Raw genomic sequence first — 23,930 nt, forward strand, 5'->3', positions numbered from 1 at the left:
TCCCCCACCGATGTCTGTTCCTGTCTCACGCGGGCACAACCCGTTGCGCGATCCCGACGATCGCCGTCTGAACCGGATCGCGGGGCCCAGCGCCCTCGTGATCTTCGGGGTCACCGGCGACCTGTCGCGCAAGAAGCTCATGCCGGCGGTCTACGACCTCGCCAATCGCGGTCTGCTGCCGCCGGGGTTCGCCCTGGTCGGTTTCGCCCGCCGCGACTGGGAGGACCAGGACTTCGCCCAGGTCGTCTACGACGCCGTCAAGAAGCACGCCCGCACGCCGTTCCGCGAGGAGACCTGGCAGCAGCTGCTGCAGGGCATCCGCTTCGTGTCCGGTGAGTTCGACGACCCCGACGCGTTCGCGCGGCTGCGCGACACGGTCCAGAAGCTGGACGTCGAACGCGGCACCATGGGCAACCACGCGTTCTACCTCTCGATCCCGCCGAAGGCCTTCCCGGTCGTCGCCCGTCAGCTGAAGGACTCCGGCCTCGTCGGCGACGAGGAGACCGAGGACCACTGGCGGCGCGTCGTGATCGAGAAGCCGTTCGGGCACGATCTCGAGTCCGCACGCGAGCTGAACGGCGCGCTCGAGGTGGCCTTCTCGGCCGACTCGATCTTCCGCATCGACCACTACCTCGGCAAGGAGACGGTGCAGAACATCCTCGCACTGCGCTTCGCGAACGAGCTGTACGAACCGATCTGGAACCGCAACTACGTGGACCACGTGCAGATCACGATGGCCGAGGACATCGGCGTCGGCGGTCGCGCCGGGTACTACGACGGCGTGGGGGCGGCGCGAGACGTCATCCAGAACCACCTGCTGCAGCTGCTCGCACTCACCGCGATGGAGGAGCCGATCAGCCTCTCCGCCGAGCACCTGCGTGCGGAGAAGGAGAAGGTCCTCGCCGCGGTGCACCTGCCGGAGGACCTCTCGCTCGCCCAGGCCCGGGGGCAGTACGACGGCGGATGGCAGGGCGGCGAGCAGGTGAACTCCTTCCTCGGCGAAGACGGCATGGACCCGCAGTCAACCACCGAGACGTATGCCGCCATCAAGCTCGAGATCGCCACCCGCCGCTGGGCCGGAGTGCCGTTCTACCTGCGCACCGGCAAGCGTCTCGGCCGTCGCGTGACCGAGGTCGCGGTCGTCTTCAAGCGCGCCCCCGAGCATCTGTTCGGCCGCTCCAACGCCGCTGAGCTCGGACAGAACGCGCTGGTCATCCGCGTCCAGCCCGACGAGGGCGTGACGATCCGCTTCGGCTCCAAGGTGCCGGGCAACGGCACGAACGTCCGCGACGTGACGATGGACTTCGGCTACGGCCACGCGTTCACCGAGGCGAGCCCTGAGGCGTACGAACGCCTGATCCTCGACGTGCTGCTCGGCGACCCGCCGCTGTTCCCGCGGCACGAGGAGGTCGAGCTCAGCTGGAAGATCCTCGACCCGTTCGAGGAGTACTGGGCCGCCGAAGGCGGGCCGCTGGAGCAGTACGCTCCCGGCTCGTGGGGTCCGGCATCCGCCGATGCCCTGCTGGAACGCGACGGACGAGTCTGGAGACGACCGTGATCATCGACCTTCCCGACACGACCGTCAGCCAGGTCGCGAAGCAGCTCGTGAGCGTGCGCGAGGAAGGCGGCGCCGTGGCGCTCGGCCGGGTGCTCACGCTCGTCATCGCGGCGCGCAACGGCGTGGCCGAAGCCGCGATCGACGCGGCGAACGACGCCTCGCGTGAACACCCGATGCGCGTCATCGTCCTCACCACGGGCGAGGGCGAGGCGCACCTGGACGCCCAGATCCGCGTCGGCGGCGATGCCGGCGCGAGCGAGGTCGTCGTGCTGCGCGCCTACGGGGACGCCGCCAGCAACGCCGAGAGCCTCGTGACGGGGCTGCTCCTGCCCGACGCCCCCGTGGTCGCCTGGTGGCCGGAGGAGGCGCCGACGGACCCGGCGTCCTCGCCGCTCGGGCGCATCGCCCAGCGCCGCATCACCGACGCCGCGACCTCGCCGGACGTCCGTGACCGCCTGGCTCTCCTGGGCCGGACGCACTCCCCCGGAGACACGGATCTCGCCTGGACCCGTCTGACCCATTGGCGCGAGCAGCTCGCCGCCGTGCTCGACCAGCCGCCGTACGAGCCGGTCACGCGCGTCGAGGTGCGCGGGGCGGCCGCTTCCCCGTCCACGGCGCTCCTGGCGGGCTGGCTCGGCCTCGCTCTCGACGTCCCGGTGCACTGGGCCTACGAGGATCCCGCCCACTGGTCGGAGGGCATCAAGTCGGTGCGTCTCACGCGCCCGTCCGGCGACATCCTGCTCGAGCGGCCGGTTCCCGGAAGCGCGGTCCTCACTCAGCCCGGACAGCCCGACCACGACCTTCACCTGCCCCGGCGCACGCTGCGCGAGTGCCTGGCCGAGGAGCTGCGTCGTCTGGACGCCGACGTGCTGTACGGTCGAGTCATCACCGAGGGGTGGGAGAAGCTGGGTCCGCCCGAGACCGCAGCATGAGCGACAGGGAGGCTGCTGCCGTGGAGAAGACCGTCGTCGTCGAGACGAATCCGCAGGCACTGGCCGAACGCGTCGCCGACCGCTTCCTCGCCCGCGTCCGTGCTCGCACCCGAAACGGCCGGACCGCGCACATCGCGCTGACCGGCGGGTCGATGGGCGGTGCGGTGCTCGCCGCGGTGCGCGTGCATCCGCGTGTGGCGGAGATCGACTGGTCGCTCGTGCACTTCTGGTGGGGCGACGAGCGCTTCGTCCCCCGCGCGGATGCCGACCGCAACGCGCTGCAGTCGCGCAACGCCCTGCTCGACCACCTTCCTGTGCCGGCGGAGAACATCCACGAGATCGCGGCCTCCGACAGCGGCCTGAGCCTCGACGAGGCGGCCGCCGCCTACGCCGCGGAGCTGGCCCGTTTCGGCTCGGAGGACCAGCCCTGGCCCTCGTTCGCGGTGTGCTTCCTCGGGGTCGGCCCCGACGGGCACATCGCCTCGCTCTTCCCCGACCGCTCCGAGGTCACGGTGACGGATGCCGCGGCACTGCCGGTGCGCGACTCCCCGAAGCCCCCGCCGGAGCGCGTCACCCTCACCCGTCCGGTGCTGAACGCGTCGAAGCGGGTGTGGCTGGTGCTGACCGGCGCGGACAAGGCCTCGGCTCTCGGCCTCGCGCTGGCCGGCGCCAGTTACGCAGGCGTGCCGGTGGCCGGTGCGAAGGGCCGCAAGCGCACCGTCTTCTTCGTCGACGAGGCAGCGGCCTCCGAGGTCTCTCCCGACCTCATCGACCAGAGCTACTGATCCCGCTCCCGGCGGGCGCTCGGGTCTTCGTCCGCCGGTCCGGAACGCCCGCCCGCGGGGTCCTGATCCCGCGGGCGCACCGTGCCCGATGCATCGGCGACCTGGCCGTCCGCCACGGAGCCCCTGACGGCATCACCCCCGCTGCCGCGGGTGATTCCGAGCTCCTGGCTCTCACTGAGCACCTGCGGGTGGTAGCGCGCGAGTCCCACGACCCCCCAGACGGCGATGGCGCCCGAGACGAGGAACGCGAACATGACCCACGTCGGCGCAGCATCCGCCTCTCCCAGCACCGCGATGCCGATCAGCACGGCGACGAGCGGGTCGACGACCGTGAGACCAGCAATCACGAGGTCGGGCGGACCGGAGCTGTAGGCCGTCTGCACGAAGTAGGCGCCGACGCCGGCCGCGGCGATGAGCGCGATGACGCAGACGAGGGTGATCCAGTCGAACTCCCCGGCCTGCAACCGCGAGATCACGGCCTTCGCGAGCGTCGCGACGAATCCGTACAGGATGCCGGCGCCGATCACGTAGAACAGCGCGCGCATGCGGTGGCGCAGGATCAGCCAGCAGGCGCCGAGCAGGATGATCACCACGAGAAGGATCGCGAGGATCGTGAACAGCTCGGTGGTGGTGATCTCCTTCTCCACCGCATAGATGGCCGCGAAGAACACGAAGATGAAGATGCCACCCACGCAGGCGAAGATCGCCGTGAGCGACTGCCGCGTCGGGGAGTGTCCGGAAACGCGCGCGTTCAGCAGCGTCGTGATGACGAGGGCGATCGCACCGAGCGGTTGGACGACGATGAGGGGCGCGACCGCGAGGGCGGCCAGCTGGCACACCACCGCCAGTCCGAGCATCAGCGTGCCGATGATCCACGAGGGCCTGGTCAGCAGGCGACGGATCTGATCGAGGCTCAGGCCGGTCGCACCGTCTGAGCCGCTGAGGCGCTCGACCTTCTCGACTCCCCTGTGCTGGTACTGCGCGCCCAGCGACATGAAGACGGCCCCGGCGAGGGCGAGGGGGATGCCGAGCAGGAGTCCGGGATTCTCGAACACGCCGACCAGCTGATCGCTGACGTCGACCTCCGCCATCCACACCCCTGCGCTCACGCTATCGACCTTACCCGGCGGGCCGAGCGCATTAGTGTTGTGGCGTGGCTGTTCTTCCGATTCGCATCATGGGCGACCCCGTCCTGCACTCTCCCGCCGCCGAGGTCGAGGAGATCACCGATGAGATCCGCACGCTCGTCGCCGACATGTTCGAGACGATGGACGCGGCACCGGGCGTCGGGCTCGCCGCACCGCAGGTCGGCGTACCCCTGCGCATCTACACGTACAGCTACGTCGACGACGAGGACCGTCCGTGGCGAGGCGCGATCCTGAATCCGGTGCTCTGGATGAGTCCGCCCGAGCCCGGATCCCCCGACCCGGACGAGGAGTCCGAGGGGTGCCTGTCGTTCCCCGGGGAGCGCTTCCCGCTGCGCCGCGCTGACCGTGTGCTCGTCACGGGCATCGATCTGGACGGCGCCGACGTCCGCATCGAGGTGGACGGCTGGCGAGCCCGGATCATGCAGCACGAGTTCGACCATCTCGACGGCATCCTGTACGTGGACCGACTGTCGGACGGGGACTGGAAGACCGTGCAGAAGATCGCCCGTAAGCGCGGATGGGGAAGGCCGGGGCGCAGCTGGACGCCCGGGGTGGACGACCTCGACGCCTGAGGCACCCGCGTACAGCATTTTCATCAGGTCCTCAAAGTTGCATCCCAGATTCGGCCCCGACTACCGTCGTCTGGTGGGGCGATCCGCCCCACTGACACAGCAGGTTCTCGGAGGGGGAACGAAATGATGAAGATGCGTACGCGCCGTGCGCTCGCGCTGGCCGGTTCCGCGGTCGCGCTGAGCATCGCGCTGAGCGGTTGCAGTGCGATCACGAGCGTGTTCTCGGGGGACGCGCCGCGTGACGAGGAGACCGGCGAGGTCACAGAAGAGTCGAACATCAGCATCTTCCAGCTCAAGCTCGGCGACTGCCTGCCGGCGGATGCGATGTCGGGCGCCGAGCAGACGGACGCGGATGTCGTCCCCTGCGACGAGCCGCACGGCTACGAGGTCTATCACGAGTTCGAGCTCGCCGACGGCGAGTTCCCCGGCAGCGACGCGATCCAGACCGAGGTCGAGGCGCAGTGCCTCCCGGCGTTCGGCGAGTTCGTCGGACTCTCGTACGACGAGTCCACGCTGGACATCACCTGGTACGAGCCGACGGAGTCGAGCTGGACCGAGGGCAACGACCGCCTCGTCCAGTGCCTGATCCTCGACCCGGCAGGGGACGTCGAAGGCAGCCTGAAGGGTGCGGCACGCTGAGTCGCTGACTTCTTGCGGAGAACGCCCCGCCGATCTGTCGGCGGGGCGTTCTCGTGTCCCGGCTTCAGGCGAGCAGCTTGGCCTTCGCCGCGGCGAACTCCTCGTCGGAGAGCACGCCGGACTGCTTGAGCGCGGCAAGCTGCTGAAGCTGCGCCAGCATGTCGTTGCCGCCCGCGGGCGCCGCCGCAGGAGCCGCCGCCGGAGCGGCAGGCGCGTACTGCGCCGCGGCGGCCTGCGCGGCCGCGTCGATCTGCGCCTGCTGCTGTGCGGCCTCGTACTGCTGCTGCTCGTACTGGGCCTGAGCCCGCTGCTGCTGGTTGCGCGCGATCCCGCCGGAGACCGCCGAGGCGGTGCCGGCGACGACCGCGGTGCGGGCGGCGAGGCCGATCAGGCCGGGGCGCCCCATTCTGCGAAGCGGCATGTCACTCTCCTTCTTCGTCGTTCTCGAGGATGTCGACCATCGCGTTGACGATGGGGGCGGGGACGCGCTCGCTGCGCAGCAGCACTCCGCCGCTGGCATCGAAGCGCTCGGCAAGGGTCCGGGCGTAGGCCAGTTCCAGGACGACGAGGGCGGCGGATCCGCCTGGCGGGATCTGCTCGCCGAACTCCTCGATGTCCTCACCACCGGCGATGCCGGCCGCGTGCAGCTCGACCCCGCCGAGTCCGAGTGCATCCGCCTCGGCGTCGATCTCGATGGTCGCAAGCTCCCCGTCTTCGGACTTCGAGACGAGCACGAAGTCCAGCAGGCGCACGAGCCCGCTCGCGAGGAGGTCGGTGAGGGCTCCGAGCGTCGCCGGATCGGGACGCTCGCCCTCGAACCCGACGAGATAGATCTCGACGGGACCGAATCGGAAGTCAGTCATGTTTTCCTTTCTGAGGGTCGGATCATTCGGTCTCAGGCATCCGGCGCGATGGTGAGCGCGTTCTGACGGGGCACGACCACCTGGCGGATGATGATCAGGATCGAGGCCGTGATCGGGATGGCCACGAGCGCCCCGAGCAGCCCCATGAGCGTGGCTCCGACCATCGCGCCGATGATGACGAGCACGGCGGGCACGGCGACGGCCCTGCCCATGACGCGCGGGGTCACGAAGTACGCCTCGACCTGGATGTAGAGGAAGTACAGCACCAGGAACGCCAGTGCCGCCCACGGGCTGATGAACAGCGCGCCGATGGAGCCGATCAGCAGGAAGATCAGTGAACCGATCAGCGGCACGAGCGTGATGAAGAACGCGGCGATCGCCATGAGCGCGGGAACCGAGGATCCGATCACGATCTGCAGCACGAGCACCACGAGCGCGTTGATAGTGGACAGGGTGATCCCGCCCGCGACGACCGCGCCGACCGATCCGGTGATCTGCTCCACGAGATCCGAGAACCGGCGACGGCGGTACGCGGGGACGAGGTTCGCGAGCGCGGTCTTCATCACAGCGAGCGACGAGACGAAATAGAGCGTCAGCACCACGACCATCACGAAACTGGAGATCGCGCCCACGATGCCGAAGCCCGCGCGCAGCACTCCGCCGGAGATGGCCAGGAAGGAGGACAGATCCGTGGCGGAGCGGATGCTCTCCTCGATCACCACACCCAGGTCGATCCCCAGGCTCGCCTCCAGCGAGCGATACCAGTCGCTGGACTGCATCGCGGCGATCGCGTCCGGCGCGGCCTGCAGCGCCGTCACGAACTGGCGGACGGTGGCCGGCACGACCACGAGCAGGATCACGATCATCAGGACCAGGAAGGCCACGGCCACGATCGCGATGCCCAGGCTGCGCCGGATGCCGCGGCGCTCCAGGGCGCGCACGGCCGGGTCCAGTCCGAGCGCGAGGAACAGGCCGAGGAAGATCGAGATGAGCACCGTCGACAGCGACGCCACGGTCGCCGACAGCGCGACGGCGAGGATCACCCCGAGCGCGACCGTGAAGCCCGAGATCAGCGGATGCCCCGGCACGAAGCGGAGCAGCGCCGAACGGCGGGGCGACGGCGCGACGCCCCCGTTCGTCGGCTGCTCGGATTCGAGATCGCTCACGCTGTGAACGGTACCCGCGCTCCGCGACGCCGCCTGGCCGGCTCACCCCGGGAAGATGAGCCGGTCCGGTGGCGGGACGCGCGCGCCGTCACGACCGACGGCGAACCAGGAACACCATCAGCGCTCCCCCGCCGAGGAGCAGGATGCCGAGCGCGACGACGCCCAGCGTCGCCATCGGATCCATGCCGGTCGCCGGCAGCGGCGGGTCGGCATCGAACGTGTTCACGAGCTCGAACCCGCGCTCGACGTCGGCGCGCACGAGGAAGAAGCCGGCCCGGCTGCCGCTGTCGAGCGTGATGAGCCCGATCTCCTCGCCGTTCTCGTCGAGCAGCTGCTTGTCGTCCGCACCGCCGTCATCGGTCTCGGCGATTCCGCACAGCGCACCCGCCGGCAGAACCTCGTAGACGGTCCGGTATCCGTTGCCCTCGTTCAGCTCGCGGGCGGCTCCGCCGGGGATGTCGACGAGCTCGCGCCCGTTCGCCGGATCGATGCACTGCACCGTCACCTCGAACGGCCCCGTGCCCCGTTCGGCGGCTCCTTCGCCGGTGATCGTCTTCTCCACCACGACGCTGCCGGTGAGGAACGTGTTCGTCGCGGTGACCGTGACCGTGTCCCCGTCGCCGATCGTCGCCGGGGAACCGTCGATCTGCTGAGCATCCGCCACGGAATCGTCGGTCTCGACGACTCCGCAGACCGAGCCGGTCGGGATGCCGTCGATCGTCGCCTGCAGGGGCTCGCCGCCCCCGAGGATCACGTCCTGCTCGTACACCGTGCGCGGCGTCGCGGTGCCGTCCTCGAGCTCGCACGTGACGTGCAGGGTGAACGGACCCGAACCGAAGTACTCGGCACCCGAGCCCTCGAGCACTTTGAGCAGTTCGAGCGATCCTGCGTCGAAGTGGTTGACGACCTCGATCCGCACCGCCGTGTTCTCCTCCACCGTGACGACGCCGTCCGCCGGGACGAGCGTCGTCGCCCCCGCTCCACCGTCGTAGGTCTCGGTGAGCGTGCACTCCGCCCCGTTCGGCAACCCCTCGTACACCGTGCGGTAGTCATTGCGCTCGTTCAGAAGCCGCACGGCCGTGCCGGGGACGTCGAGCGCGACGAGCTCGCCCTGCAGCATCCACACGCAGCTCAGGCTGACCCGGAACGTCGTGTCGTCGCCGAGATCGGCTCCGTCGCCCGTCACGACCTTGTCGACGACGATGGACCCGACGTCGTAGCGATTCTCGACCTGGACGGCGACGGACGCACCGGGTTCGACGACGACGGCCCCGTCGGCCGGAGTGATCGTGACCTCGGAGGCGTTCGCGGCGTCGGTCTCGCTCACCTGGCACTGCGCGCCGTCGGGGAGGTCCTCGTAGGTGGTCGCCAGCCCGCTCTCGGCGGAGAGCGTGCGGACGGCCCCTCCGGGGATCTCGATGCTCTCGCCGTTCCAGGTGCAGGCCAGCGAGATCTCGAACTCGCCCGTCGCCCACTGAGCGCCGTCTCCGGTGATGTCCTTGGTGACGACGATCTCCCCCACGTCGAAGGCGTTGTCGATCGACACCTGCACGGGCTCGTCGGCTCCGCCGACGGTGACCAGGCCGTCTTCCGGAGTGATCGTCGTCGCGCTCGCTCCGGCGTCGTCGGTCTCGCTCACCTGGCATTCGGCTCCGGGCGGCAGCCCGTCGTAGACGGCGGTCGCCGTCGCCGGGTCGTCCGTCACCTGCAGGGTCCGATCGGCTCCGCCCGGGATCTCGATGGTCGTCTCGACCCCGTCCACGACGGCCGTGCACTCCAGCGAGACCGTGAACTCTCCGGTGCCCCACAGCTCGGCGCCCTCACCTGAGGTCGTCTTGGTGACCTCCAGGCTGCCCACCTCGTAGGTGTTGACGACCGTGAACTGCAGTTCCGTGTCGGCCTGGACGCGCCAGAACCCGACGGGCTCGCCGTTCGCGTCGAGGATCTGGGTGCTGGCCGCGGATCCCGGATCGGTCTCGCTGAGGATGCAGAGCGCGCCGGCGGGCAGCGGATCGTAGGTCGTCGTCCAGTTCCCCGCGGCGTCCAAGGTGCGGTCGGCGCCGCCGGGGATGTCGACGTTCAGAGAGACGCCGGTCGTGTCGATGCAGAACAGCGACACCTGGAACGACGTGTCCGCCCACTGGGTGTCACCCGTGATCTGCTTGGTCACGGTGGCGCTGCCCTCCGCGAACGTGTTCGTCACCGTCACCTCGACGACGTCGTCGAGGGGAACGGTCACCGATTCGGGCGACACGGATGTGCTCGTGGCGAAGCCGCCGTCCGTCTCCGTGACGGTGCAGACGCTGCCGGCCGCGATGTTCTCGATGCTCGCCTCGAGGTCCGTGTCGTCGTCCGGGGTCGCCGGGTCGTCGGTCTCCGCATCAAAGACGAACTCCCCCGACCACGTCGTCACCTCCCCCAGGACGCATTCGACCTGGACCGTGTAGGGGCCGCCGGCGAAGGGCGAATCGGCCGGGTCCACCACTTTGAGCAGTTGCAGGCCTCCGACGCCGAAGGCGTTGTCCACCGCCGCGTCGTTGGTGGCGCTGCCGTCCTCGTCCGGGGTCAGGATCACCGTGACACCGGATTCGTCGCCGTCCGACACCGGACCGTCCGCCGTGGATCCGCTGGTCGTGACGGTGACCGCCCCGGCGGTGTCGGTCTCGGAGACGACGCATTCGGCGCCCGCCGGGAGCCCGGTCAACTCGACGGTCTCGCCGTCGGAGATCTCGAACACCATCGGCTCATCGGGTCCGTAGCCTTCCGCGTACACGTCCTCGCCCAGGAAGGTGCAGGCGACAGTGACCTCGAACGGGCCGTACGGCACCGGGTCGCCGTTCGCGTCGACCGCGTCGGAGGTCACGGTCTTGGTGATCTCCATCGAGGCCAGCTCGTACACGTTGTCGAGCGTCGCGGTGTCGTACGGCTCGACGTCCGTGACGACGCCGCCCGTCCCGGACGCGTCGACCTGGCCGTTCTCCCCCTCCTGGAGCGAGCACTCTGCACCCCACGGGAGACCCTCGACGGTCTGCGGCTCCCCGGCCGTCAGAGTGAGGTCGATCGGCGGCAGTGAGGTCTCCACCGGCGTGCCGACGGCGGACACGCACAGGAGCTGCACGTCGAACGTGTCCGGTGCGAAGTCGCTTCCCGCGCCACTGACGGTCTTCTCCACCACCAGCGCCCCGGTCGCCAGGGAGACGCCGACGCGAACTCCCTCGGTCGGGATCATGTCGGATGTCCCGCTGGACTGCTCCTCGGTCAGATGCGCTCCGGCAGCCACCGTGTTCCACGCGATCGGGCGGTCCTCGAGAAGCGCCGGTCCCTCACCCGGCGCGTAGGGCGCGGCGATCGTGTCGAAGTCGGCGAGCAGGACACCGAGCGGCTCGAGCGGCGTCGGCAGGTCGATCGTGAGCTGCACGCCGGTGACGTCCGCCAGGTCGACGGTCGACGGGTCCACCCAGTCGCCCTCCGCGCATACCGGGGTGAGCGTGGTCGTGAGATCGTCGGCGCAGACCTCGCCGGTGGTGACCTCCCACGTCATCGTGGCTCCGGCGGGAGCCTCGACGAGCTCGACCCCGCCGTCGAAGATCGGACGCCACTGGCTGCCGCGATCGAGGTCGCTGATCACGCCGGTGTCACCGGGCACGGGCAGCCGGTCGGTGAGCACGATGCGGTCCATCGGGATGTTCCCGGTGTTGACGATGGTGTAGCGCCATTCGACCTCGCCACCGGGCTTGGCGACGGGCACGCACGGCGCGATGTAGAAGCCCTCGTCGTCGGGGTCGAACGCGGGTGGCACGTTGGGTGTGCAGTTCTCCCCTGTCGTGGTGTTGAATGCCCCGAGCTCGGTGTCGATCGGACGCACCCCCTTGCCGGAGCGCACCGCGCCGGCAGCGAGCACCGTGACGAAAGTGTCCGCAGAGCATTCGTCGACGGGGCCCGCCGCCCCGTTGCACTCGTCCAGCGGGCGGTCACCGCTCACGCTGGCCGTGTTCGCGATCTGCGTTCCGCCGGCCACTCCGGGGGCGATCACGAGGTCGATCGTGATCGTGTAGCTCTGCCCCGGGTCGATGCGACTGCCCTCGGGGAACGTGAACGTCCACGCCCCGTCCGCCTCGACGACGGTCACGTCGGCAGGGTCGGTCGGCATCGCGTCGTTCGTCGACGCGTAGGAGTAGGGCCCTTCCTCACCGGCCTCGGGATCCAGGATCAGCTCGCCGTCGCTTACGGGATCGTCCACGATGACGGGGTTCTCGATCGGCCAGGCCCCGGTGTTGGTCACGGTGATCGTGTACGGGATCACCTCGTCCGGAGCGAACTGGCTTCCTTCGGTCGGCGTCTTGGTGATCTCGACGGCCGACTCGGCGTGCAGATACCCGATCAGGTCCTCGGCCATGTCGCTGACGACACCGGCCTGACCCTCTTCACAGGTGGACTGCAGGTTGGCGCACGCGGTCACCGTGGTCTGGTTGGTGAACTGCCCCGCCGCGGTCTCTCCGGGCGCCGGTTCGAGGTCGGAGCGGTCGCTGGGGACCTCGCCGCCGCTGCGCAGATCTGTGCGCCGCTGGACCGTGATCGGCACCTCCTGCAGCGGTGTGATGGGGTTCTCCCACTGCTGGAACTCGCCGTCCACGATGTTCGCGAAGGTGAAGCGGACTCCCTGGACTTCGGCGGGCGTGACACCCGCGGGCAGCGGCTGCGCGAGGAAGTCTGCCTGACTGAGGTACTCCCCCTCCACCCAGGACGCTCCGTCGTTGACCACCACGGCGCCGTCGGCGAGCGACGTGAACGTGCCGCCGGTCAGCACGTCCATCTTCACGACGTTGATGGGGGTCGCGAGCGCGAACGACGCGTCGATGCCCACGTAGTCGAAGGCATTCCAGAACGTCGCCTCGTCGTCGAGGATCTGCATCCCCTGGACGCGCGCCGAGCCGGTCGGCTGGCCGGTGAGCGTCATCGTGACCGGGGCGTCATCGGGTTCGGTCTGGGAGTCGACCGAGAAGGACTTGCCGGCCTCGACCTCGAGCGAGAGCTCCTCGAACACGACCGTCGCCTGGTCCTGAGCAGTCGGCGTGTTCTCGTCCGTGCCGCCTCCGGCATCGGTGACCGCAGCCTCCGCGACGTTCGTCACGGGGCTCTCGTTGCTCGCCTCGTCGTCGTCGACGCGGTTGCCCGGCTCTCCGCGCACGAACTCGCGCATCCGCAGGTCCATCTCGATCGTCCCGACCGCGTTCGGCTCGATGCGCCCTTCATACAGGACGACGATGCCCACCACGTCGAGCAGCTCCGAGGACGACATCGCCAGCACCTCGTCGATCGTGTGCGTCGTGTCGCCGTCCGCGAGACCGTCCCCGTCTGAGTCGTGCGACAGGGTCACCTCGGCGGACTCGGCGCCCGCAGGCATCGTGATCGAGCGGATGTCGTCCAGGTCGAAGTACAGGAACGGGTTCTGCGCGCTGCCCGGCGCCGGGTCGGTGATCGACACCGTGTCGACGCGCGTCGCCGTGAGGTTGGTCGCCTGGAGCGTGACCCGGCCGGTCGGGAACTCGTCGGCGGGGGTGCCGTCCGGCGGGATGCCGAAGGGACTGTTCGTCCATGTCTTCGCGATGTCGACGTTCAGCGGCACGTCGACGATCCCGATCGTGTCGGAGTCCTCGGTGTGGATGACCTCCTCGCCGCCGGTGGTGCCGGTGACGCCGGCGAGGTCGAGCACCGTGCCCACCTCAGGGTCGTCCGGGTCCTCGACGGCGTTGTAGTCGAGGTCGCCCATCGCCGGCTCACCGTCCGAGCGCCGATCGTCGCGCAGTTCGAACAGCAGCTCGATCTGGCGGTCGTTCCCCGAGGAACGCGCCACGCCGCTGCCGACGGGCGGCGCGGTCGGATCGCCGGCCGCCGCGCTCGCGCGATCGCGGCTCTCCTGCACGACGATCCGGATCCCCAGGGCCGCGTCCCGATCCTCGTCGGTCAGCGTGACGCCGGGGAATCCCCCCACGCAGACGTCCGCGCACGGATCGTTCTGGAGCGTCTCCCACGAGTCGCCGTCCCACAGTTCGACGGCGGTGATCTCGTCGTATTGCAGATAGGGGTCCATGGCGGACGTGATCTCGGCGATGCCCGCCAGGTCGAAGGCATCGTAGAACGAACCCGCGAGAGAGGCGGCGTCGGTCGACGGCGGATCCGCCTCGTCCTGGATCACGACCTCGTCGAGTCCGCTGTACCCGCCGGTCGACCAGTGCAGCGTCGCGGTCACCTCGGCGCCTGAGCGCGAGGTCACGATGTTCGGATCGAGCTCCTTGTCGAGGACGTCCGGACCTTCGTCCGGGTCGAAGGGATCGAGATGCACCTGGGCGCATCCCACCGAGTCCGCGCTCGGCGTGGCCTGCAGGGCGTCCGCACCTTCGGCATCCGTCACCCCGCAGTTCGCCACATCCACGGGGGCGGTCGTCTCGGACGCGGGGTCGCGCTCGGCGTCGCGGATCGCGGCCGTGAAATGCGGGGCCACGGTCGTCCCTGGCGGGAAGCTCGTACCGTCGTCCGCGGTGTACACGAATTGGAGCCCGAGGATGTCCTCCTGCTCGGAGTCGGGGATGTCCATGCTGAACACCGTGGGTCCTTCGACCACCACGGGCTCGCCGTCCGCGTCGAGCAGCGGCACCCACTCGGTGCCGTTCCAGTAGTTGATCGCGAGCGTCGCGTTCGCGGGGACGGCGGTCTCGGTGATGTCGGTCGCGTCGAACACGTCCCAGAACGAGCCGTCCACGGTGTACGGGACGACGGAGGGCTCCTGGACGACGATCTCGGTCGCGTCCGTCGTCGACTGCGGGAACGGATCGATCGAGCCGTTGAGCGTGACCATCACCCACTCCCCCGGACGATCGATGATCGTGCCCGGGTAGATCGACTTGGTCGTCGTCGTCTCGAGATGCTTCTCATAGACGAGAAGGTCCGCCGTAGCGTCCTCACGGACAACGCCGCCGGCGGGCCCCACGCCCGTCGTCGTCGCGACGTTCGTGAGCGTCGCGGGATAGCCCGCCTGATCCGCGTCGGTCTGCACGTCGAACGGGATGCTGGTGCCCGCCTCCGGCGCGATCTCCCCGGTGAACGTGATCTGGAACCGCACCGGATCGCCGGAGGGATCCGGTGGGATCTCCCCGTCGGCGAACGCGGTCGGGCCCTCGGCCGCCCCGTCGGCGTAGTAGTAGGTGATCGTCGCTCCCGTCGCACCGGCGGGATAGGACACCGGACCCGAGAAACCGTCGAACTGCATCGATGCGTCGAAACCGCCCTCGGACGGGTCGTCGCCGGTGAGGGCGGGCTCGGTGATCGACATCTCGGTCAGCGCGAAGTCGCTGTCGTTGGTCGAGGAGATCGTCGCGGTGCTCGTGTCACCCGCGGCGACCTCGGCGGGATCGAAGGACTTCGTCGTGCCGATCTCGATGTCCTCCGCCACGATCTGATGCGTGGCGGAGTCCTCGGCCGCCTCCGTCGTGCCGTCTCGGGTGATCGCGCCGTCGACCGTGTTCGTGACGGTCACGTCCCCGAGCTCGGACACGTCCTCGGGCTGCTCCATGCCGATATCGGCACTCGCGGATGCACCGACCGGAATGCGTTCACCGTCGGTGTCCGTGAACGTGATGCGGACGCCGAGGACCTCATCGTCCGGCACGGAGGCGGGGGTCGTGGGCTGCTCCGGCGCGGTCGTGACCGGACCCTCGACCCAGTCGGTGCCGTTCCACACCTCGACCTGCGCCTGCTCAGCGCCCTCGGGGTACGTGACGGTCCCCAGACCCGTGAACGGCAGCGTCTCGAAAGGATTGCCCGCCGCGGCGGGGTCGGCAGGGTCGGTGATCACGATCTGATCGAGCTGGGCGTTGGACGCGTTCTCCGTACTGACCGTGGCCGTCACCGGCGTGCCCGCGGCGGCGACGGCGCTCGCCGGATCCATCGACTTCGCCACCACGGGCTCGAGCTCGAGCGGGATGACCGGCGTCACGACGTCCGAGGCGTCGAGGGGCCCCGAGGTCTGCGTGTCCGCGTTCGTGATCGCCGTGTTCGTGATCGGCACGCCGTTGAGCTCGTACGGCGCGTCCTCGGGCAGGCGCACCTGGATCGTCACCGTGCCGGTCGTCCCGCCGGGAAGCCCCTGTCCGCCCGCGAGGATGGGCATCGTGAAGTCCACGTGGACGGACTGCCCGTCGATCGTGAGGTCGCCCTCCAGCCCCGTGCCGACGGCGGCGCTGAGGACCTCGAGCTCGCTCGGGACGACGTCGTCCAGCACCGCGTTGACGCAGCCGGTCGTGATCGAGGTGCAGGCGACCGTGATCGTGTAACTGAACGACTCGCCGGGAGCGACGGTCTCGACGCTCGCGATCTTGTCCACCTCGACGTCGCCGTCCGCCGCGTAGGCCGCCGGCGCGAAGCCCGCGAGAACGGTGCTGATCCCCAGTACGACCGCCGTCGCCCCCGCCGCGATCCGGCGCCGCCATCCGTGAGGTCTGCTCGTCGTGCTCATCCCACCCGCTCCGATCCCTGCGGCCACCAGAGCGCGCGGCCGCATGACCGCGAGTCTTGCAGAGGCTCCGTCCCGTCGGAAGAGGGTCACCCGAAGCGGGTGAATCGGCGGATCGGGTGCGCCGCGGATGCGGTGCAGGAGGAGCGCGCACTACCATCGTCGGAGCGAGACGGGCGTGCGGACGAGGCCACGCCCAGAATCGGAGCGGCCGTGGACTTGACGCAGTTCATCCCGACGAACGTCACGGTGTGGCAGCTCGTGTTCGCCGCGCTGTCGGTGATCGCCGGCTGGATCGGTTCCCGGTACGCGCGCAAGGGCATCCTGGCCCTCGGACGAAGGGCGCCGGGGGTCTCCGACACGATGGTCGACGTCGCCGCGCGGCTCGTGCAGTACGTCCTGATCTTCCTCGGGATCGGCATCGGCCTCGGCTTCCTCGGCGCCAGCATCCAGCCCCTGCTGGCCGTGACGATCATCGCGGTCGTCGTCGTGGTCCTCGTGCTGCGCGGCGTCGCGGACAACTTCGCCGCGGGTGTCCTCGTGCAGTCCCGCCAGCCGGTCAGGCTCGGCGAGGAGATCCTGTTCGAGGGGCCGGACGGGCCTCTGACGGGCGTGGTCAAGGAGCTCAACGGACGCTCCGTGATCGTCGTGACGGCGGATGGCCGCACGGCGCACGTGCCGAACGCGCGCCTGCTGTCCGACATCCTCGTGAACGATTCGCGCCATGGCGCGAGGCGCAGCGAGGTGCAGGTGCGCGTGGCACGGACGGGCTCCGGCGACCTGGAAGCGCTCACCGGCATCCTCGCCGACGCGGCCGCGGGGACGGAGGGCGTCCACGCACGGGAGCCCGTCGGCGTCCTCGTCCAGGAGGTCTCCGACGGCCGATGGATCCTCCGTCTGCAGTTCTGGCATCATCCGCTGCACGCCGCGACGGTCACGTCCGCCGTCGTCGTCGGCGTCGCCGCGGCACTGGAACGCGCCGGAATCGCCGGAGTCGTGACGGATGCCGCGGCTGCGCCGCCGCTGATCGCGCCCGAGGCGCCCTGAGCTCCGAGGGAACGAAGAACCCCCATCCGACGAATCGGATGGGGGTCATGTCGCTCCCCGAGTTGGACTCGAACCAACAACCTGCCGGTTAACAGCCGGCTGCTCTGCCAATTGAGCTATCGAGGATCAGGCTCGCTGCCGAAGCAACTCCCCAAGCTTAGCAAACGTCCAGGGGTGCGAATGACATCGGCGGGTGTTTCCGCACCGCCGGGTGTGTCGCGCTCAGCGCTTCGAGTCGGCCTCGGCATTCGGCACCCACAGCAGGTCGTCCCCGACGCCGCGCGCGACGACGTGCCCGGCGCGCAGCATCAGCGTCTCGGCCTTCAGCTCCCGGATGAATGCGGCGTCGTTGGTGACCAGCAGGGCCCCCATGCCCTGCTCGGTGCGACGGCGCGTGATGGCGTCGAACACGACGGGACGGACCTCGAGGTCGAGGTTGGCGAGCACCTCGTCGGCGATGAGCACCTTCGGTTCGAGCACGAAGGCGCGCGCGATCGCGACCCGCTGGCGCATGCCGGCGCTGAGCTCGTACGGGAACTTCGCCGCGGTGCCCAGCGGGAGGTGGAGCTCATCCAGCAGCGTGGCGATCCGGATCGACAGCGCCTTGGCGTTGACGCGCTTCTCACGAATGAGGATCGGCTCCGCGATCACCTCGTTCACGGTGAGGCTCGGGGGCAGGTCGGCGCCCGCGCCCTGGGGCACGAAGCCGCTCTGGTAGGTCAGCTCGCGGTGTCGCCGCCCGGGCTTTCGGACGTTCACGCCGCAGACCTCGGCGCTGCCGCCGACGATCTTCACGGACGGGTCGGTCGAACCCGCGAGCGCGGCGACCAGCGTCGACTTGCCCGACCCCGTCGGGCCGGCGACGCACAGCAGTCCTCCGGGAGGGATCTGGAAGGTCACGCCGTCCACGGCGCGGGTGGCCCCGCCGTGTCCGATCCGGTCGATCACCAGGTCCGAGCAGTCGATCACGTTCGGAGAAGGCGGCCTGCGAGACATGCTCCCATCCTCTCCCGGTTTCGGTATACCGCGCCGTTACGACTCGGTGAAACGCTGACGTTCCAGATCCAGGTCGCGCAGCCGTACGCGCAGTGCGCGACCGCCGTCGGAATCGGCCGGCACCCGCTGGACTGCTCCGAGCAGTTCCTGCTTCTCGTGCTCGATCCCCCGGACGATCAGGCGCCGGGCGAGATCGGTCGTGGACGCCACCGCCCCCTCTTCGTCCTTCGCCGGGAACGCGGTCATCAGCAGCTCCCCGGCCAGGGAACGATACGGCTCTCGGACGGCGTTCACCGCCTCCATCGACCAGCCGGGGCGGCCCCAGTCTGCCTCGGCGGTGGCCTCCCGGACGGCTTCCAGCGCCGGATGCCGGAACGGCTGCTGCAGAGCGCGGCGCAGCAGCTCCCCGTCGACCCGATGGCCGTACTGCAGAGCGCCGATCAGCGCGTCGCGCTCCAGGGATACCTCGGCGCTGCGCGGCAGGCTCGCGATCGTCACAGCGGAGACGACGGGTGCTCCGGGGGTCTCGGACACCGCGGGCGCTGCCTCGCGCCGCTGGGGCGGGTGGGAGTTCCCCCGCGCGGCCCGTTCGACCTCGGCGTGCACCTCGGTGGGATCCATGCCGAGCCGCCGCGCCAGGACGCGCTCGTAGCCCGGGCGCAGCAGGCGGTCGCGGATCTCGGCGACGATCGGCGACGCCGCCCGCAGCGCCCCCACCTGTCCCTCGACGGTCGCGAGATCGAAGCCCGCGAGCTTGCGGTCGATCGCGAACTCGAACATGGGCTGCTTGGCGTCCATGAGGCCGCGCACCGCGGCGTCCCCGCGCTGCAGGCGCAGATCGCACGGGTCGAGGCCATCCGGCGCGACCGCCACGAAGGTCTGTGCGTTGAACCGGTCGTCCTCGCTGAACGCGCGCAGCGCGGCCTTCTGACCGGCCTCGTCGCCGTCGAACGTGAAGACGACCTCACCGGAGGCCGAGTCGTCCCCCATGACGCGGCGCAGCACCTTGATGTGCTCGGTGCCGAACGCCGTGCCGCACGTCGCGATCGCGGTCGTGAGCCCGGCGAGATGGCACGCCATGACGTCGGTGTAGCCTTCGACGACCACGACGCGACGCGGATCGCCGCGGGAGATGTCGCGCTTGGCGAGGTCGAGGCCGTACAGCACCTGCGCCTTCTTGTAGATCGGTGTCTCCGGGGTGTTCAGGTACTTCGGTCCCTGGTCGTCGTCGAAGAGCTTGCGGGCGCCGAACCCGATCGTCTGACCCGTGACGTCGCGGATCGGCCAGACCAGGCGGCCACGGAAACGGTCGTAGACGCCCCGCTGTCCCTGCGAGACGAGCCCGGCGGCCAGCAGTTCCTCGCGCGTGAACCCCTGTGCGGTCAGGGCCTTCAGCATCCCGTCCCACCCGCGCGGCGCGAAGCCGACACCGAAGTGGGCCGCTGCGCCGGCGTCGAAGCCGCGCTCGCCGAGGAAGCGTCGACCGGTCTCCGCGTCGGGGCTGAGCAGCTGCGCGCGGAAGAACTCCGCGGCCGCCGTGTTCGCGGCGTACAGCCGGCTGCGGCCGCTCGTCTCCGGTGCTGCTCCGCCGTCCTCGTAGTGCAGCGTGTATCCCACCCGACCGGCGAGGCGCTCCACGGCCTCGGTGAAGCTGACGTGGTCCATCTCGCGCAGGAACGAGTACACGTCCCCGGACGCGCCGCAGCCGAAGCAGTGGTAGTAGCCCACCTGCGGGCGGACATGGAAGCTCGGGCTCTTCTCGTCATGGAAGGGGCACAGGCCCTTGAGCGATCCGACGCCGGCGGACTTCAGGGAGACCCGCTCGCCCACGATGTCCGCGATGTTCGTGCGCGCCTTGACCTCGTCGACGTCGGCCTGACGGATCCGCGGCATCAGCGCGCCCCTTCGGCGACCGGTGATGCCTCGGAACGCCCGTGCGACCGCGGGCGCGCATGACGCGGCGTCCAGATCCCGACCTCGGCGGGGTCGATGTCGCCCACCAGACGGGAATGCCAGTCCAGCGCGGTCTGATCCGTGAGGCTCGCGATCTGGTCGACGACGACCCTGGCGCGCGCGGCATCCGTGTCGGCGTCCAGGAAGTCCGCGGCGAAGGCGGGCTCGAGCACATCGGCGCCGGCCGTCCACAGCGCATGGGTCGACCACAGCGCGTCGGCGAGGCGCTTGAGAACGCGGCGCTGCTCCTTGTAGACACCGCGCCGGGCGTCGATCGTGACGATCGCCTGCCCCATGATGCCCTTGAGCACGGCGATCTCGACCTCGATCACTCGGGGCACCACGACGTGGGCGTTGTACCGCGCGAGGGCAGGACCGGCGTAGGCCTCTCTCGTCGCCGCCACGGCGGCGCGGGCGAACCGGCCGATCAGGTCGCTCGTGAGGTTCTTCAACCGCGCCAGATCGCGCCGCGAACGGTCGAAGGAGCGCAGCCACATCGGCTGCCGCGTCAGGCGGTACAGCCCGTCGGCGAGCTCCTCGCGCGTGTAGTCGTACCCCACCCACTGCTGGATGCGACCGATGAGCGCGTGGTGCTCGGCGGGGTCGGACAGCCGCGCCACGTCCAGGTAGCCGTTCACGATCGCGTCCTCGAAATCGTGCACCGAGTATCCGATGTCGTCGGACAGATCCATGATCTCGGCTTCGATGCAGCGCAGGCGCCCCGGCGCCCCCTCGCGCATCCAGCGGAACACGGCTTCGTCCTCCGGGTAGACACCGAACTTCAGCCGCCCGCCCGGGTCCGGCAGCGGATTGTCGACCGTCCACGGGTACTTGCAGGTGGCGTCGAGGCTCGCTCTGGTCAGGTTGAGTCCGACCGAGCGGTCGTCGTCGTCGAGCACCTTGGCTTCGAGCCGGGTGAGGATGCGCAGCGACTGGGCGTTCCCCTCGAAGCCTCCGATGGGCTCGGCCCATTCGTTCAGCGCCCGCTCGCCGTTGTGCCCGAACGGCGGGTGGCCGAGGTCGTGGCTGAGGCAGGCGGTGTCGACCACGTCGGCCGAGACGCCGAGGGCGATCGCGAGTTCACGGCCCACCTGCGCGACCTCGAGCGAGTGCGTGAGCCGATTGCGGGCGAAGTCGGCCGTGCTGGCCGGACTCAGCACCTGCGTCTTCGCAGCGAGTCGGCGCAGCGCGGCGGAGTGCAGCACCCGGGCGCGGTCGCGGGCGAAGTCATCGCGTTCCGAACGGTGCGTCTCGGCGAAGAAGCGCTCGGTGTCGTGCGCGTCGTAGCCGGCGACGAGGCCGAGACGATCGGGGCTCGCCGCTTCCCGCGGGTCAGCCGCCACTGTTCTCGATCTCCGCTCCCCGCAGCATCTCCTGCGTGTCGCCGGCGACGTCGCGGGAGTCCAGCCACTTCTCCGGAAGCGCCGGGCGCTTCGGGTGTCCGGCCCGGCCGCGCTGCCCCTCGGCATCCGCCCCGGGGTAGGGAGCGTCGCGGTCGAGCTGCCCGAGCAGGTCGTCCATCTGAGCCAGGCTCTCGACCTTGGCCAGCGCCGTGCGCAGCTCGCCCCCGACCGGGTAGCCCTTGAAGTACCAGGACACGTGCTTGCGGATGTCGCGGCATCCGCGGTCCTCGTCCTCGAAGAACTCCACGAGCAGGTCGGCGTGGCGGCGGAAGGCGTCCGAGACGAAGCCCAGCGTGGCGTCGACGGGGCGGGATTCCGCGCCGAAGGCGGCTGCGAGGTCTCCGAAGAGCCAGGGTCGTCCGAGGCAGCCGCGCCCGACGACCACTCCGTCGCAGTCGGTCTCGGCCATCATCCGCACGGCGTCGTCGGCCGACCAGATGTCGCCGTTCCCGAGGACCGGGATGCTCGTGACGGCCTGCTTCAGCTCGCCGATGGCGTTCCAGTCGGCGTGGCCGGAGTAGAACTCGCTCGCCGTCCGCGCGTGCAGCGCGACCGCGGCCGCTCCGGCGTCCTCTGCGGCGCGGCCGGCCTCCAGGAACGTGAGGTGGTCGCGGTCGATGCCCTTGCGCATCTTCACGGTCAGCGGGATGGGTCCCGCGGCCTTCACCGCCTGGTCCACGATGTCGGCGAACAGCTTCGTCTTCCACGGCAGCGCCGCTCCCCCGCCCTTGCGGGTCACCTTGGGGACGGGGCATCCGAAGTTCAGATCGATGTGGTCCGCGTGGTCCTCCGCGACGATGATGCGCACGGCCTCGGCGATCGTCGCCGGATCCACGCCGTACAGCTGGATCGACCGCGGCGTCTCGGACTCGTGGTGACGGATGAGTCGCATCGTGACGTCGTTGCGCTCGACGAGCGCGCGCGAGGTGATCATCTCGCTCACGTACAGTCCCGCACCGTACTCGCGGCACAGTCGACGGAAGGCCGTGTTCGTGATCCCTGCCATGGGGGCGAGGACGACGGGCACGTCGATGTCGAGCGGACCGATGCGCAGCGGGCGCGCGGGGGCAGTGGCGAGAGTCATATCCCCTCCATTCTCCCATCCTCCCGGCCCGGCACGGCGCAGGGCGGCCTAGGCTGTGGATATGACCGACGAGAACCTGCGCCAGATCCCCTTCACGGATGCTCAGGGGGCCACGAAGACACTCGACGACTACGACGCGGACGTCCTGCTCGTGGTCAACGTCGCCTCCAAGTGCGGCCTCACGCCGCAGTACGAGCAGCTCGAGCAGCTGCAGCGCACCTATGGGGAGCGCGGGTTCAGCGTGGTCGGATTCCCCTGCAACCAGTTCATGGGGCAGGAACCAGGGTCGATCGAGAAGATCCTGGAGTTCTGCTCCACCACCTACGGCATCAGCTTCCCGATCAACGACAAGATCAAGGTCAACGGCCGTGGCGCTGCCGATCTGTACAAGCAACTGAAGCAGACGCAGGATGCCGGCGGCAAGGCCGGCCGCGTGGAGTGGAACTTCGAGAAGTTCCTGGTCCGCGCTGACGGATCGGTCCAGCGCTTCCGTCCGAAGCAGAAGCCGGACGATCCCGAGATCGTCGGGGCGATCGAGGCCGCCCTCACCCGCTGAGCTCAGGCGGCGGGCTCGGCCTCCGGCTCGGTCTGCGCGCGCTTCGCCCACAGATCCCGCAGCACGCTTTCGAAGGTGCTCGGGGGCTGGGCCCCGGAGATCCCGTACTGCCCGTCGATCACGAAGAACGGCACGCCCTGGATGCCGTAGGCCTGCGCCTGCGCCTGGTCCTGGCGGACCGCGGGCAGATGCCTCTCGCTCGTGAGGGCATCCCGTGTCTCGTCGGCGTCCAGGCCGACCTCTACCGCGAGCTCGACGAGGTCGTCGATGCGTCCGACGTGCTTGCCCTCGGTGAAGTACGCAGACATCAGCCGCTCCTCCATCTCGTGCTGCAGCCCGTTCTCCTTCGCGTGATGGAGCAGCTCGTGCGCCTTGACGGTGTTGGTGTGCTGCAGCAGGTCGAAGCGGTACTCCAGACCGGCCTCCTTCGCGACTCCCGTCACGCGGGTGAGCATCTGCTCGACCTGCTCGCGCGGCATGCCCTTGTGACCGGAGAGGAAGTCGATCTCGTCACCGTCGAAGTCGACAGGCGTGTCCGGCGACAGCTCGAAGGAGTGGAAGGTGATGCGCACCTCGGGGGCGTCCTCATCGCCGGCGACGGCCGCGAGGCCCGTCTCGAGATTGCGCTTGCCGATATAGCACCAGGGGCAGGCGATGTCGGACCAGATGTCGATGGCGATGGGTTCAGTCACACTGCATGCAACCGCCCGTCCGCGCCG

At 69.6% G+C, this 23,930-nt stretch carries 17 protein-coding genes and 1 tRNA gene; 7 read left to right on the forward strand and 11 right to left on the reverse strand.

Annotation, left to right across the window (positions count from 1 at the left end):
• Positions 1–10 precede the first annotated feature (10 nt).
• The 3 genes from zwf to pgl are packed head-to-tail and all read left to right on the forward strand — an operon-like array spanning position 11 to position 3,275.
• The gene (gene zwf / locus KYX17_RS05175) at positions 11–1,558 is read left to right on the forward strand and encodes a glucose-6-phosphate dehydrogenase (RefSeq protein ID WP_243225806.1); all 1,548 of its coding nucleotides are present in this window, start codon (positions 11–13) and stop codon (positions 1,556–1,558) included.
• The gene (locus KYX17_RS05180) at positions 1,555–2,490 is read left to right on the forward strand and encodes a glucose-6-phosphate dehydrogenase assembly protein OpcA (RefSeq protein ID WP_243225807.1); all 936 of its coding nucleotides are present in this window, start codon (positions 1,555–1,557) and stop codon (positions 2,488–2,490) included. Before zwf ends, KYX17_RS05180 begins: the two co-directional genes overlap by 4 nt.
• Positions 2,487–3,275 (forward strand): 6-phosphogluconolactonase, encoded by a 789-nt coding sequence (gene pgl / locus KYX17_RS05185; RefSeq protein WP_243225808.1) that lies wholly within the window; start codon positions 2,487–2,489, stop codon positions 3,273–3,275. The genes KYX17_RS05180 and pgl overlap by 4 nt, the downstream gene beginning before the upstream one ends.
• On the opposite strand, the gene KYX17_RS05190 is transcribed toward pgl, so the two are convergent.
• Positions 3,269–4,366, reverse strand: a complete 1,098-nt coding sequence (locus KYX17_RS05190) for a DMT family transporter (protein ID WP_243226188.1) — start codon at positions 4,364–4,366, stop codon at positions 3,269–3,271. The genes pgl and KYX17_RS05190 overlap by 7 nt on opposite strands.
• A gap of 62 nt (positions 4,367–4,428) precedes the next feature.
• Between KYX17_RS05190 and def the strand changes: the two genes are divergently transcribed.
• Together def and KYX17_RS05200 are read left to right on the forward strand one after the other, a co-directional pair.
• Positions 4,429–4,995: a peptide deformylase gene (gene def / locus KYX17_RS05195; protein ID WP_243225809.1), complete on the forward strand. Its 567-nt coding sequence runs from the start codon at positions 4,429–4,431 to the stop codon at positions 4,993–4,995.
• Between the two features lie 123 nt (positions 4,996–5,118).
• The gene (locus KYX17_RS05200) at positions 5,119–5,634 is read left to right on the forward strand and encodes a septum formation family protein (protein ID WP_243225810.1); all 516 of its coding nucleotides are present in this window, start codon (positions 5,119–5,121) and stop codon (positions 5,632–5,634) included.
• A 64-nt stretch (positions 5,635–5,698) separates the two neighbouring features.
• Here KYX17_RS05200 and KYX17_RS05205 read toward each other — a convergent pair whose 3' ends face one another.
• The 4 genes from KYX17_RS05205 to KYX17_RS05220 all read right to left on the reverse strand — a co-directional run bounded on the left by KYX17_RS05205 (position 5,699) and on the right by KYX17_RS05220 (position 16,175).
• Positions 5,699–6,055: an SHOCT domain-containing protein gene (locus KYX17_RS05205; RefSeq protein WP_243225811.1), complete on the reverse strand. Its 357-nt coding sequence runs from the start codon at positions 6,053–6,055 to the stop codon at positions 5,699–5,701.
• Between the two features lies 1 nt (position 6,056).
• Complete coding sequence (locus tag KYX17_RS05210) at positions 6,057–6,497, reverse strand: DUF6325 family protein (protein ID WP_243225812.1); 441 nt, start codon at positions 6,495–6,497, stop codon at positions 6,057–6,059.
• A gap of 32 nt (positions 6,498–6,529) precedes the next feature.
• Complete coding sequence (locus tag KYX17_RS05215; protein ID WP_243225813.1) at positions 6,530–7,663, reverse strand: AI-2E family transporter; 1,134 nt, start codon at positions 7,661–7,663, stop codon at positions 6,530–6,532.
• 88 nt (positions 7,664–7,751) lie between these two features.
• Complete coding sequence (locus KYX17_RS05220; RefSeq protein WP_243225815.1) at positions 7,752–16,175, reverse strand: DUF5979 domain-containing protein; 8,424 nt, start codon at positions 16,173–16,175, stop codon at positions 7,752–7,754.
• A 210-nt stretch (positions 16,176–16,385) separates the two neighbouring features.
• Here KYX17_RS05220 and KYX17_RS05225 point away from each other — a divergent pair, with 210 nt between their 5' ends.
• Positions 16,386–17,219 (forward strand): mechanosensitive ion channel family protein, encoded by an 834-nt coding sequence (locus tag KYX17_RS05225; RefSeq protein ID WP_243225816.1) that lies wholly within the window; start codon positions 16,386–16,388, stop codon positions 17,217–17,219.
• Between the two features lie 53 nt (positions 17,220–17,272).
• Here the strand turns inward: KYX17_RS05225 and KYX17_RS05230 are convergent.
• From KYX17_RS05230 to dusB, 5 genes are all read right to left on the reverse strand, one after another.
• Positions 17,273–17,345: transfer RNA gene (locus KYX17_RS05230), tRNA-Asn, on the reverse strand.
• A 96-nt stretch (positions 17,346–17,441) separates the two neighbouring features.
• Entirely contained in the window at positions 17,442–18,215 is a 774-nt protein-coding gene (locus KYX17_RS05235) for an ATP-binding cassette domain-containing protein (RefSeq protein ID WP_243225818.1), read from the reverse strand.
• 36 nt (positions 18,216–18,251) lie between these two features.
• Positions 18,252–20,108, reverse strand: a complete 1,857-nt coding sequence (gene dnaG, locus KYX17_RS05240; protein ID WP_243225819.1) for a DNA primase — start codon at positions 20,106–20,108, stop codon at positions 18,252–18,254.
• The gene (locus KYX17_RS05245; RefSeq protein WP_243225821.1) at positions 20,108–21,511 is read right to left on the reverse strand and encodes a deoxyguanosinetriphosphate triphosphohydrolase; all 1,404 of its coding nucleotides are present in this window, start codon (positions 21,509–21,511) and stop codon (positions 20,108–20,110) included. The genes dnaG and KYX17_RS05245 overlap by 1 nt, the downstream gene beginning before the upstream one ends.
• Positions 21,501–22,655, reverse strand: a complete 1,155-nt coding sequence (gene dusB, locus KYX17_RS05250; protein WP_243225823.1) for a tRNA dihydrouridine synthase DusB — start codon at positions 22,653–22,655, stop codon at positions 21,501–21,503. Before dusB ends, KYX17_RS05245 begins: the two co-directional genes overlap by 11 nt.
• 61 nt (positions 22,656–22,716) lie before the next feature.
• On the opposite strand from dusB, the gene KYX17_RS05255 reads away from it, so the two are divergent.
• Positions 22,717–23,211, forward strand: coding sequence for a glutathione peroxidase (locus KYX17_RS05255; protein ID WP_243225825.1), 495 nt, complete (start codon positions 22,717–22,719; stop codon positions 23,209–23,211).
• Between the two features lie 2 nt (positions 23,212–23,213).
• On the opposite strand, the gene KYX17_RS05260 is transcribed toward KYX17_RS05255, so the two are convergent.
• Positions 23,214–23,903 carry a DsbA family protein gene (locus tag KYX17_RS05260; RefSeq protein WP_243225826.1) on the reverse strand — a complete coding sequence of 230 codons (690 nt, stop codon included), beginning with the start codon at positions 23,901–23,903 and terminating at the stop codon, positions 23,214–23,216.
• Positions 23,904–23,930 lie beyond the last annotated feature (27 nt).

Source organism: Microbacterium sp. CIAB417, from assembly GCF_022788845.1.

What these genes read in the sequence shown, in the direction of transcription:
- KYX17_RS05205 (WP_243225811.1), bottom strand. Translation starts at nt 6,055, where the DNA reads ATGCCGCTTCGCAGAATGGGGCGCCCCGGCCTGATCGGCCTCGCCGCC.
- zwf (WP_243225806.1), top strand. Translation starts at nt 11, where the DNA reads ATGTCTGTTCCTGTCTCACGCGGGCACAACCCGTTGCGCGATCCCGAC.
- pgl (WP_243225808.1), top strand. Translation starts at nt 2,487, where the DNA reads ATGAGCGACAGGGAGGCTGCTGCCGTGGAGAAGACCGTCGTCGTCGAG.
- KYX17_RS05210 (WP_243225812.1), bottom strand. Translation starts at nt 6,497, where the DNA reads ATGACTGACTTCCGATTCGGTCCCGTCGAGATCTATCTCGTCGGGTTC.
- KYX17_RS05220 (WP_243225815.1), bottom strand. Translation starts at nt 16,175, where the DNA reads ATGAGCACGACGAGCAGACCTCACGGATGGCGGCGCCGGATCGCGGCG.
- KYX17_RS05235 (WP_243225818.1), bottom strand. Translation starts at nt 18,215, where the DNA reads ATGTCTCGCAGGCCGCCTTCTCCGAACGTGATCGACTGCTCGGACCTG.
- KYX17_RS05200 (WP_243225810.1), top strand. Translation starts at nt 5,119, where the DNA reads ATGATGAAGATGCGTACGCGCCGTGCGCTCGCGCTGGCCGGTTCCGCG.
- dnaG (WP_243225819.1), bottom strand. Translation starts at nt 20,108, where the DNA reads ATGCCGCGGATCCGTCAGGCCGACGTCGACGAGGTCAAGGCGCGCACG.
- dusB (WP_243225823.1), bottom strand. Translation starts at nt 22,655, where the DNA reads ATGACTCTCGCCACTGCCCCCGCGCGCCCGCTGCGCATCGGTCCGCTC.
- KYX17_RS05255 (WP_243225825.1), top strand. Translation starts at nt 22,717, where the DNA reads ATGACCGACGAGAACCTGCGCCAGATCCCCTTCACGGATGCTCAGGGG.
- KYX17_RS05190 (WP_243226188.1), bottom strand. Translation starts at nt 4,366, where the DNA reads ATGGCGGAGGTCGACGTCAGCGATCAGCTGGTCGGCGTGTTCGAGAAT.